Annotated in this window: 10 protein-coding genes; 3 read left to right on the top strand and 7 right to left on the bottom strand. The window is 69.6% G+C overall.

Going from position 1 to position 10,285, the window contains the following annotated elements; translation table 11 throughout:
- Positions 1-14 precede the first annotated feature (14 nt).
- Together ESP51_RS13050 and truB are read right to left on the bottom strand one after the other, a co-directional pair.
- On the bottom strand, positions 15-383 hold the full coding sequence (locus tag ESP51_RS13050) for a hypothetical protein (protein ID WP_129521332.1): 369 nt from the start codon (positions 381-383) through the stop codon (positions 15-17).
- Complete coding sequence (truB, locus tag ESP51_RS13055; RefSeq protein WP_422386848.1) at positions 380-1,324, bottom strand: tRNA pseudouridine(55) synthase TruB; 945 nt, start codon at positions 1,322-1,324, stop codon at positions 380-382. Before truB ends, ESP51_RS13050 begins: the two co-directional genes overlap by 4 nt.
- 48 nt (positions 1,325-1,372) lie before the next feature.
- Here truB and ESP51_RS13060 point away from each other — a divergent pair, with 48 nt between their 5' ends.
- Positions 1,373-2,365, top strand: a complete 993-nt coding sequence (locus ESP51_RS13060) for a ketopantoate reductase family protein (RefSeq protein ID WP_129521333.1) — start codon at positions 1,373-1,375, stop codon at positions 2,363-2,365.
- Between the two features lie 64 nt (positions 2,366-2,429).
- Here ESP51_RS13060 and ESP51_RS13065 read toward each other — a convergent pair whose 3' ends face one another.
- Together ESP51_RS13065 and ESP51_RS13070 are read right to left on the bottom strand one after the other, a co-directional pair.
- Positions 2,430-3,359 (bottom strand): hypothetical protein, encoded by a 930-nt coding sequence (locus ESP51_RS13065; protein WP_241843154.1) that lies wholly within the window; start codon positions 3,357-3,359, stop codon positions 2,430-2,432.
- A 233-nt stretch (positions 3,360-3,592) separates the two neighbouring features.
- Positions 3,593-4,195 (bottom strand): nucleoside/nucleotide kinase family protein, encoded by a 603-nt coding sequence (locus tag ESP51_RS13070; RefSeq protein WP_129521334.1) that lies wholly within the window; start codon positions 4,193-4,195, stop codon positions 3,593-3,595.
- Positions 4,196-4,244: 49 nt separating this feature from the next.
- On the opposite strand from ESP51_RS13070, the gene ESP51_RS13075 reads away from it, so the two are divergent.
- Positions 4,245-5,135, top strand: a complete 891-nt coding sequence (locus ESP51_RS13075; protein ID WP_129521335.1) for an HhH-GPD family protein — start codon at positions 4,245-4,247, stop codon at positions 5,133-5,135.
- A 58-nt stretch (positions 5,136-5,193) separates the two neighbouring features.
- On the opposite strand, the gene ESP51_RS13080 is transcribed toward ESP51_RS13075, so the two are convergent.
- Positions 5,194-6,570 carry an MFS transporter gene (locus ESP51_RS13080; protein ID WP_129521336.1) on the bottom strand — a complete coding sequence of 459 codons (1,377 nt, stop codon included), beginning with the start codon at positions 6,568-6,570 and terminating at the stop codon, positions 5,194-5,196.
- A 111-nt stretch (positions 6,571-6,681) separates the two neighbouring features.
- Here ESP51_RS13080 and ESP51_RS13085 point away from each other — a divergent pair, with 111 nt between their 5' ends.
- Positions 6,682-7,602, top strand: coding sequence for a LysR family transcriptional regulator (locus ESP51_RS13085; protein ID WP_241843155.1), 921 nt, complete (start codon positions 6,682-6,684; stop codon positions 7,600-7,602).
- 7 nt (positions 7,603-7,609) lie between these two features.
- Here ESP51_RS13085 and rbfA read toward each other — a convergent pair whose 3' ends face one another.
- The gene (rbfA, locus tag ESP51_RS13090) at positions 7,610-8,137 is read right to left on the bottom strand and encodes a 30S ribosome-binding factor RbfA (protein ID WP_129521338.1); all 528 of its coding nucleotides are present in this window, start codon (positions 8,135-8,137) and stop codon (positions 7,610-7,612) included.
- Between the two features lie 126 nt (positions 8,138-8,263).
- A partial coding sequence (gene infB / locus ESP51_RS13095; RefSeq protein ID WP_129521339.1) for a translation initiation factor IF-2 occupies positions 8,264-10,285 on the bottom strand: 2,022 nt, incomplete at its 5' end.

The raw sequence follows: 10,285 nt of genomic DNA on the forward strand, positions 1-10,285 counted from the left end.
TCTCTCAGACGCACTCACGCCTGCTGCACGGTCCAGATCTGGAACATGCGGTAGACCATCACGGCGACGGCGAGCGCGGCGACGCCGAGCACCACCGTGCTCCAGCGGTTGCGCTCGATGAGCGCCCAGAAGGCGGCAGCCGGCGGCAGCAGCAGTGCGCCGACGAGGTAGGTGTAGAACTCGAGGACGCTCCCGGTCGCGTGGTTGCCGGAGGCGGGCGCGGCGATCGCCACGATCAGTTGTGCGAGGAGCAACAGCTCCACGAGCGCGAGTGCGCCGAGCGCGAGGTCGTTCGGCACACGGCCCGCGAAGCCGAGCGCGAGGCAGAGCAGGCCCGCGGCGACCGCCACGCCGACCTGCACCCACATGAACCACTCGATCACTCTTCGGCCTCCTCGGCAGGGAATCCCGTGACGACCTTGAGCTGGGTGCCTCGGCGCTCGACGATCGCGATGAGCCGGTCGCCCGGGGCGATGGCGGCGATCGCAGCGTCGTGCTGATTGCCGTCGGATGACACGGGGTCGGTCGGGATCGCGCCGGAGGAGGCGCTGGGCGGCGCGTCGATGCGCTTGCCGTGCCGGAGGTCGACGGCCTGCGCCTCGGTGACGTCGATGACGGGCAGTGCTCGCCGTGCGGCATCCGCCGGGCTCATGAGGTGCCGTGCGACGTCGAAGCCCTCGAGCTCGCCGGCTTCGTCGACACCGAACCGGCCGATGCGCGTTCGGCGGAGCGCCGTGAGGTGGCCGCCCGTGCCGAGCGCGGCACCGAGATCGCGTGCGAGGGCGCGCACGTAGGTGCCCGAGGAGCACTCCACCCGCACGTCGAGGTCGATGAAGCCGTCACCGTCGCGCCGACCGACCGATTCGAACGCCGAGACCGTCACTCGCCGCGGCGACAACTCGACGACCTCACCGTCGCGAACGCGCTGGTAGGCGCGCTTGCCGGCGACCTTGATCGCGCTCACGGCGCTCGGAACCTGGTCGATCGCACCCGTGAGCGCCTCGATGCCGTGACCGATCGCCGCATCGGTGGCGGCGGCGAGCGCGTCGGCGGATGCCGCGACGAGCGGCTCGCCCTCGGCGTCGTCGGTCGTGGTGTCCCACCCGAGCCGGATCGTCGCGAGGTATTCCTTGTCGAGCCCGACGAGGTAGTGCAAGAGGCGCGTCGCGCTGTCGACCCCGAGCACGAGGAGGCCGGTGGCCATCGGATCGAGCGTGCCCGCGTGACCGATCTTGCGCGTGCCGGCGAGGCGGCGCATGCGCGAGACGACGTCGTGGCTCGTGATTCCCTGCGGCTTGTCGACGAGGAGGATGCCGCTGTTCACGCGGTACAGGCTAACAGTCGGCCACGCCGCGGGGCCTACGCTGGGTCGGTGAGGATCGGCATCATCGGCGCAGGTGCGCTCGGCGGGACATTCGCGGCACTGCTCGCCCGCGCAGGGCACGACGTCGAGGTGACGGCTCGCGGATCGGGCCTTGCCGCGATCCTGGCCGACGGCATACGGCTGACCGGCGGATTCGGAGACGCGCACGCGCGAGTCGACGCCGGCGAGGTGCTGCGCGTGCGCCCCGACCTCGTGCTCGTGTGCACGAAGGCGCAGGATGCCGAGGCCGCCATCTCGGCGAATGCGGCCGTCATCGACGGCGTCCCGGTCGTCATCGTGCAGAACGGACTCGACGGCGTCGCGATCGCCGAACGGCTCCTGCCCCGTTCGTCGTGCATGGGCGTGCTCTCGATCATCGCCGCGAACTACACCGAACCCGGGGTCGTGCGGGTGACGACTCGAGCGACGAGCTACCTCGGACGCGGCGACGGGCCGCCCGACGCCGAGTGCATTCGTATCGCGGCGATCCTCTCCGACGCCGTGCCCGTCGTCGCGATCGGCGGCTTCCGCGGCGCGCAGTGGTCGAAGCTCGTCGTCAACATGGTGAACGCAGTGCCCACGATCGTCGGTCGGAGCGTGCAGGAGGTCATCGACGATCGTCGGCTCCGCCGCGTCGTCACCGCGTCGATGCGCGAGACCGTGCGGGTGGGAATGGCGCGCGGAGTGCGGTTCGGGGCCGTGCAGGGTCTCGGCGACGTGCGGCTGCGCCTCTTCGCCCGCCTCCCGCTCGCCATCGGGCAAGTGCTGCCCTGGCTCATGCGCGTGCGGATGGGCGATGTGCCGAACCTCGGCTCGACCCAGCAGAGCATTCGGCGCGGGCAGCCAACCGAGATCGACTTCCTGAACGGGGCCGTCGTGCGCGAGGCATCCGTCGCCGGCATGGACGCCCCGGTCAACCGTGCGCTCACCGCGCTCGTGCACGAGGTCGAGCAGCACGGGGCGCTGCCCGTCAAGCGAGTGCTCGAGCTCGCCCCTCGCTGAGACGCGCGACCCGCCGACGCCGAAGGGGCCCGGCGAACCGGACCCCCTCGAGTCGTTCGGAGAACTATGCGCGGCGGCGTCGCACCCACGTCACGGCGAGCAGGGCAAGGCCTGCAACGGCGAGCAGCGCAGCGACGATGCCGATGGGTCCACCGTCGAAGCCCGTGGCGGCGAGGCCGGTCGCGGCGGTCGACGTGGCGGTGGTGGAGGCATTGCCGGTTCCGCTGCCCGTCGAAGGCGGCGCGCAGTCGAGGGTCACGGCCGGGTAGGCGAGGTCGACCGTCAGTTCGGGATTCACGACGAGCGTGACCTCGGTGAGGTCACGGGTCCAGGCGAAGTTCTCGTCGGTGACGACCCACTCGCCGTCGACGAACGCCCAGCCGGGCCATCCGGTCGGGGTCACGCCGTCTTCGGCGACCGTGGCGCCCGGCCACAGGGCTTTGCCCGACAGCTTGCCGTCGACGAGCGTGCCGAGCTCGATCGTCTCGGTGTTCGTGCCGTCGGTGAAGACGAGCGAGACGAGGTCGGTCGCCACCACCCCATCGGGGTCGTTCAAGACGACGTCGTAGACGATCCACGGCGCATTCGTGACGCACTCACCGGCGAGCGAGCCCGTGAGCGTCGGCTCGATGAACGAACCGTCGACATAGCTCACCGACCAGTGGCTCACCGAGTCCTTGTCGGGGTGGGCGAACTCGATCTCCGCTGCTGGGGGGACCACGTCGTAGTAGTACGCGACGGTGCCGGATTTCACGCAGTAGCCGTCGATGAGCTGGCCGTAGGGCGCCGTGGCGGTGACGGTGGCCGGGTCGCCCTCAGTGTCTACCTTGCCGGAATCGAGGCCGATGCAGTTGTCGGTGCTGGAGCTCGACTGGACGGACAGGCTCGGGTCTTCGACGAGCACGGCGTTCGCCGGCAGCGCTGCCCCGGCGAGCGATAAGGCGAGAACGCCGGCGGTTGCGGCCGCGGCGAAAATGGCGCGAGGGATCCTCATGGGTTCTCCTGATAGGTCGGGCGAAGGGCTCGGCACATCAGTCGAAACAGCGGCGGGTAGGGTGGCGCGTTCTGGCGCGCGGATACCGGCGATGCGGTGGGTGCCGCGTTTCGGGGATGGGCCATGCCGTGCTTGGGGGCGGGCAGTGGCACCAGTATGCCCGATCGCAGCGGGCGACGCAGCCGATTGTCCACACTCACGACGGGAGCGGTCCACAAGAGACGCCTTTCGCGTCAGCAGCTGTCGAAAAACCTGCGTCGTGGGTGTTCGGGATCGCTGTTGTCGACGACGGCGGATGCCGCGGTGCGCGGGTCGCCGTCGGCGTAGGCGAGCTGGTCGGCGGGGTCGACGGGGTCGCCGTCGAGCGCGATCCGGAAATCCCACAGCCCCGCCAGCCGGTCGCGCAGCACGAACCTGCCATCGAGCACGAGGATGGCGTCATGAGGGCCCGTCAGCCACTTCGGCTCCACCCACGCGTCGCGAGTTGGATCGTACACGCGCGTCACGAAGGCCGTCGAACCGCCGAGGCGGAACGGCTCGACGAGCACGCGGCGCAGCGCCGACTCGTCGAAGCCGTGGGCGTAGTACCGGGCAGGCGTGTCGGCGCCGAATGCTGCTTGGGCGGCACGCGAGCGGTGGAAGCCCTCGATGCTCGCGCGGAACACGGCGAGCTCGCGTTCCCTGAAGACTGCCGCGAGGTCGTCTCCGAACGCGGTCTTGCCGCTGTGCAGCGGGCCGTCGATCGCCACGATCACGCGGCCATGCCCGTGGTGCTGGAAGATCTCGTCGGCCAGCGCCCTGAGGAACGTGACGCGAGGCGTGGTGACGAGGCGCATGAGCCGAGCCTATCCTCGCGACATCCGCACTCGACATAGGCTGGAGAGCATGCCGAGCGAGACCGCCACGTCGATCGCCGGCACCCTTCACGATTGGTTCGCGGATGCCGCGCGGCCGCTGCCGTGGCGTGCAGCCGACGTGTCGCCGTGGGCGGTGCTCGTGAGCGAGTTCATGCTGCAGCAGACCCAGGTCGCCAGGGTGCTCCCGCGCTGGGAGGCGTGGATCACCCGTTGGCCCACGCCCGCGCGCCTCGCCGCCGAGCCGCCTTCCGAGGCGGTGCGGGCATGGGACCGCCTCGGCTACCCCCGGCGCGCGTTGTGGCTGCACCGCGCGGCCGCCGAGATCGTCGAGCGGCATGGCGGCGAGGTTCCCCACGACCTCGAGGCACTGCTCGCATTGCAGGGCGTCGGCCCCTACACGGCTCGCGCCGTCGCCGCGTTCGCCTTCGGCCTGCGGCATCCGGTCGTCGACACCAACACCAGGCGGGTGATCGCGCGTGCCGTCGCGGGTCAGGCCGAGGCCGCTCCCCCATCGGTCGCGCGCGACCTCGCGGCGATGGGGGCGATGCTGCCGGCGGATGCAGGTGAGGCCCGCGTGTTCAACGCGGCGACGATGGAGCTCGGCGCCACCGTGTGCACGGCGCGAACGCCACGGTGCGACGAGTGCCCCATCAGTTCGCAGTGCGCGTGGCGTGCCGCCGGGTACCCGGCCTACACGGGCGCCCGCAAGGCGGTGCAGGCACGCTTCGAGGGCTCAGACCGCCAGGTGCGTGGCCTCGTGATGCGGGAGCTGCGAGCAGCGCACCGACCGGTGTCGCGCGCCGAGCTCGAGCGCACCTGGCCCGATACCGCGCAGCTCGATCGTGCGATCGCCGGACTCCTCGCCGACGGGCTCGCGGTCTCCGACGGCGACGACGCCTTCGGCCTGCCCCAGTCGTGAGTTCACGCACGAGCCGCGCGCAGACGCCCCGGCCGCGTGGCCGGGGCATCCGCTCACCTCAAGATGCGTTCGACTCGAGCGCCGCCATGCGTTCCCGGTCGGATGCGTCGACATCGCGCAGGTCGAGCCCCCGTGTCTCCCGGGCCGCGGCGACCGCGACGAGGGTGATGGCGCACGCGATGAGCACGTAGACGGCGACGGGCACACTCGAACCGAATTGCGACAGCAGCGTCGTCGCGATGATCGGCGCGAGCGAGCCGGCGAAGATCGACGTGACCTGGTAGCCGAGCGAGACGCCCGAGTAGCGCATCCTGGTCGGGAACATCTCGGCCATGATCGCCGGCTGGCCTGCGTACATCGCGGCGTGGAAGACGAGGCCGATCGAGATCGCCGCCCAGATGATCACGGGCTGTGCCGTGCTCATCAGCGGGAAGGCGAAGAACGCCCACGTCGCGCCGAGCGCTGCGCCCGCCGCGTAGACCGGCCGTCGGCCGATGCGGTCGGCGAGCCGGCCGAAGACCGGGATCACGAGGAAGTGCACGAAGTGCGCGCCGACGAGCAGCAGCAGCGTGTTCGTCGTGCCCTCCTTCACCACTTGCGTGAGGTAGACGATCGAGAACGTCACCACGACGTAGTACAGGATGTTCTCGCCCACTCGCAGGCCCATCGCCGTGATGACGCCCCTCGGATAACGGCGCAGCACCTCGAAGACGCCGTACGACACGGCCTTCGCGGCTTCACGTTCGGCTTGCATCTCGAGGAAGATCGGCGCATCCGTGATCTTCGTCCGGATGTACCAGCCGATGAGCACGATGACCGCCGAGAGCCAGAACGCAACGCGCCATCCCCACCCGAGGAAGGCCTCCTGCGTGAGCGTCGCCGAGAGCACGAAGAGCACGAGGGTCGCGAGCAGGTTGCCGACCGGCACCGCGGCCTGCGGCCAGCTCGCCCAGAACCCGCGCGAACGCGCCGGGCTGTGCTCGGCGACGAGCAGTACCGCCCCGCCCCATTCGCCGCCGATGGCGAAGCCCTGCAGGAACCGCAGGAACACGAGGAGCGCGGGCGCGGCGACGCCGATCTGCGCGTAGGTCGGCAGGCAGCCCATGAGGAAGGTCGCGACGCCCACGAGGATGATGCTGAACTGCAGCAGGCGCTTGCGACCGTACTTGTCGCCGAAGTGGCCGAAGACGATGCCGCCGAGCGGGCGCGCGATGAATCCCACGGCGTACGTGAGGAAGGCGGCGATGATCCCGCTCAGCGGATCGTCGGACGGCGGGAAGAACGCGGTGCCGAAGACGAGCGTGGCCGCCGAGGCGTAGAGGAAGAACTCGTACCACTCGACGACGGTGCCCGCCATCGAGGCGGTGACGACTCGCCTGAGTCCTGAGGGCGGCGCGGCGGGCGTCTGCGCCTCGCCGACACGGGTCTGGGTCATCCGATGCTCCTTTGCATAGATCGACGCATTCGCGTCATCGCCTGAGTATGGCTGCATCGATCCGCACATCCAATGACGAAAGTCGCACGTGGAATGTGCAAGTATGCAGAAATGCCAGCGCTCACCCAACACGGTCCCCCGCCGAGTCCCGACGACCTGCTCGTGCTGCTCGCCGTCGCCCGCGCGGGTCGCTTCACGACGGCCGGCGCCGAGCTCGGCCTCAATCACACGACCATCGCGCGGCGCATCGGCGCCCTCGAGGCCGCGCTCGGCGGCCGCGTGCTCGCTCGAGGCGTGGCCGGCTGGGTGCTCACCCCCATCGGCGAACACGCGGTCTCCGCTGCCGAGGGCGTCGAGCGCGCCCTCGGCTCACTCTCGCCTGACGCGCCGAGCCTCTCCGGCGTCGTGCGGCTCTCGGCCACCGACGGCTTCAGCGGCTTCATCGCGTCGCCCGCGATCGTCGAGGTGCGCCGCGCTCATCCGGATGTCTCGCTCGAGATCGTCGCCGCAACGCGGAGAGCCGCCCAGCAGCGCGTGGGCGTCGATCTCGAGGTCGTCGTGGGCCGCCCGCACGTGCACCGCGCCGAGGCGATCCACCTCGCCGACTACGCGCTCGGGCTCTATGCGAGCCGCGCGTTCCTCGAGCGCCGCGGCATCCCCCGGTCGCTCGAGGAACTGAACGGCGCCCCGCTCGTGTACTTCATCGAGTCGATGCTGCAGGTCGACGCCCTCGACGAGGCGCGACGTTCGACCCTCGGCATGCTCGATGCGGTGTCGAGCACGAACGTCTACGTGCACGTCGACGCAACACGCGCGGGCGCGGGATTCGGCCTCCTGCCCGCGTTCCTGGCCGATCAGCACGACGACCTCGTGCGGCTGTTCACCGACGAGATCGACGAGCGGCTCCCCTACTGGCTCGTCTGTCGCCCCGAGGCGCTCCGCCAGCCGACGGTGCTGGCGTTCATCGGTGCCCTCCACGCGCGAATCGCCGCCGTCTCCGAGGAGCTCCTCGGCAACGGCCGTCGTCACTGAGGCGAGGTCAGCGGGGCCCGCCGAGCTCGGCGTGGTCGCCGAGGTCTTCGCCGTCGTCTTCGGAACCCTCGAGGTCTTCGAGGGCCTCGTCGTCGAAGTCGTCGTCATCGTCGAGATCGCGCGGCTTGACGTAGGGGTCGGGTTCGCCAGCGAACTCGGCATTGCTCGCGAGCACCGTGACCTCGGCGTCGCGCGTGCGCGCCTCGCGGAGCAACGATTCGATGTGCTCGGCGTTCTCGGGGATCGCGTCGGGGATGAACTCGAGCGACGGCGTGAGGCGCGCGGTGATGTTGCGACCGACCTCGCTGCGCAGCATCCCGGTGGCGGCCGTCAGTGCGCGAGCCGAGTCCTTGCGCTCGGCTTCCGAGCCGTAGACCGTGTAGAAGATGCTCGCGTGCTGCAGGTCGCCCGTGACGCGCACGTCGGTGATCGTCACGAACCCGAGGCGGGGGTCGCGCAGGCCCTTGTCGAGTCGCTTCGCAACGATCTCCTTGATGCGATCGGCCATTTTCCTGGCCCGTGCCGGATCCGCCATGTTCTTTCCCCTCACCGTCCCCGGGATGATCACATCGCCTGGGGTCCCTGATTCTTCACTGAGGTGAATCGGGGTAGGGGCCCCCGCTCTTCACCTCAGTGAAGAATCAGGGACCCCATCCACGATTTACACCCGGGGCTTCTCCCGCATCTCGATCGTCTCGATCTCGTCGCCGACCTGGATGTCGTTGAACTTGCCGAGGCCGATACCGGCTTCGAAGTCCGTACGCACCTCGGTGACGTCGTCTTTGAAGCGACGCAGCGACTCGATCGCCAGGCTGTCGCCGACCACGACGCCGTCGCGGATGACGCGTGCCTTGGCGTTTCGCGTGATCGTTCCCGACCGCACGATGACACCGGCGATGTTGCCGAACTTCGAGGAGCGGAACACCTCGCGGATCTCGGCGACACCCGACTGCACCTCTTCGAACTCGGGCTTCAGCATGCCCTTCAGCGAGTTCTCGATGTCGTCGATGGCGTTGTAGATGACGGAGTAGAAGCGCACGTCGACGCCCTCACGAGCGGCGCGCTCGCGCGCCTTCACGTCGGGGCGCACATTGAACCCGATGACGATCGCGTTGTCGATCGTCGCCAGGTCGATGTCGCTCTCGGTGACCGCACCGACACCGCGGTGGAGGATGCGCAACTGTACTGAGTCGTCGACCTCGATCTTCATGAGCGACTCCTCGAGCGCCTCGACGGCACCCGACACGTCACCCTTGATGATGAGGTTGAGCGCCTCGACCTTGCCCTCTTCGAGCGCACGAGTGAAGTCCTCGAGGGAGATGCGCTTGCGTGCCTTCGCGAGCTGGGCGTTGCGCTGGGCGGCTTCACGCTTCTCAGCGATCTGGCGCGCAGTGCGGTCGTCTTCCGTCACGAGGAAGGTGTCGCCGGCGCGCGGGACACTCGACAGGCCCTGCACCTGCACGGGGCGTGCCGGCGTGGCCTCGAGCACGGCGTCGCCGTTCTCGTCGGCCATCGCACGCACTCGGCCATAGGCCGTGCCCGCGACGATCGCGTCGCCGACCCGCAGCGTTCCCGACTGGATGAGGACGGTCGCAACCGCACCACGGCCCTTGTCGAGCTTCGCCTCGATGGCGACGCCTCGCGCGTCTTTATTGGGGTTCGCGCGCAGGTCGAGACCGGCGTCGGCGGTGAGGAGCACCGCGTCGAGCAGGTCTTGGATGCCGATGTTCTCGCGAGCCGACACGTCGACGAACATGACGTCGCCGCCGTACTCCTCGGCCACGAGGCCGAACTCGGTGAGCTGCTGACGCACCTTGCCGGGGTTGGCGTCGGGCTTGTCGATCTTGTTCACCGCGACGACGATCGGCACGTTGGCCGACTGTGCGTGGTTCAGGGCCTCGACCGTCTGCGGCATGATGCCGTCGTCGGCCGCGACCACGAGGATCGCGATGTCGGTCACCTGCGCACCACGGGCGCGCATGGCGGTGAACGCCTCGTGGCCCGGGGTGTCGATGAAGGTGATCGCGCGCTCGCGGCTCTCGTGCTCGGTGCGCACCTGGTAGGCACCGATGTGCTGGGTGATGCCGCCGGCCTCGCCCGCGACGACGTTCGCATTGCGAATGGCGTCGAGGAGTCGGGTCTTACCGTGATCGACGTGACCCATGACGGTGACCACGGGGGGACGCTGCTCGAGCTCTTCGTCGGTCTCGTCTTCGAGCTCCTGGTCGAGGTCGATGTCGAAGCCCTCGAGGAGTTCGCGGTCTTCGTCTTCGGGAGAGACGACCTGGATCTTGTAGCCGAGCTCTTCACCGAGCACCTGGAAGGTGGCCTCGTCGAGCGACTCGGTCGCGGTCGCCATCTCACCGAGGTGGAACAGCACCGTGACGAGCGAACCGGGGTTCGCGTCGATCTTGTCGGCGAAGTCGGAGATCGACGCGCCACGACGCAGTCGGATGACGGTGTTGCCATCGCCGCGGGGAACGCTCACGCCGCCGAGCGACGGGGCCTCCCGCATCTCGAACTCTTGCCGCTTCGTACGCTTCGACTTGCGTGCCTTGCTCTTGCCGCCACCACGACCGAATGCACCGGCCGTGCCGCCGCCGGGGCCGCGACCACGACCGCCGCCGCCGCCCGCGGGACGCGGAGGACCGAAGCCCGTGCCGCCACCGGGGCGCTGGAAGCC

The organism is Agromyces albus, from assembly GCF_004134825.1.
Taxonomy (GTDB): Bacteria; Actinomycetota; Actinomycetes; order Actinomycetales; family Microbacteriaceae; genus Agromyces; species Agromyces albus.

What these genes read in the sequence shown, in the direction of transcription:
- ESP51_RS13075 (WP_129521335.1), top strand. Translation starts at nt 4,245, where the DNA reads ATGCCGAGCGAGACCGCCACGTCGATCGCCGGCACCCTTCACGATTGG.
- rbfA (WP_129521338.1), bottom strand. Translation starts at nt 8,137, where the DNA reads ATGGCGGATCCGGCACGGGCCAGGAAAATGGCCGATCGCATCAAGGAG.
- ESP51_RS13070 (WP_129521334.1), bottom strand. Translation starts at nt 4,195, where the DNA reads ATGCGCCTCGTCACCACGCCTCGCGTCACGTTCCTCAGGGCGCTGGCC.
- ESP51_RS13065 (WP_241843154.1), bottom strand. Translation starts at nt 3,359, where the DNA reads ATGAGGATCCCTCGCGCCATTTTCGCCGCGGCCGCAACCGCCGGCGTT.
- ESP51_RS13085 (WP_241843155.1), top strand. Translation starts at nt 6,682, where the DNA reads ATGCCAGCGCTCACCCAACACGGTCCCCCGCCGAGTCCCGACGACCTG.
- ESP51_RS13080 (WP_129521336.1), bottom strand. Translation starts at nt 6,570, where the DNA reads ATGACCCAGACCCGTGTCGGCGAGGCGCAGACGCCCGCCGCGCCGCCC.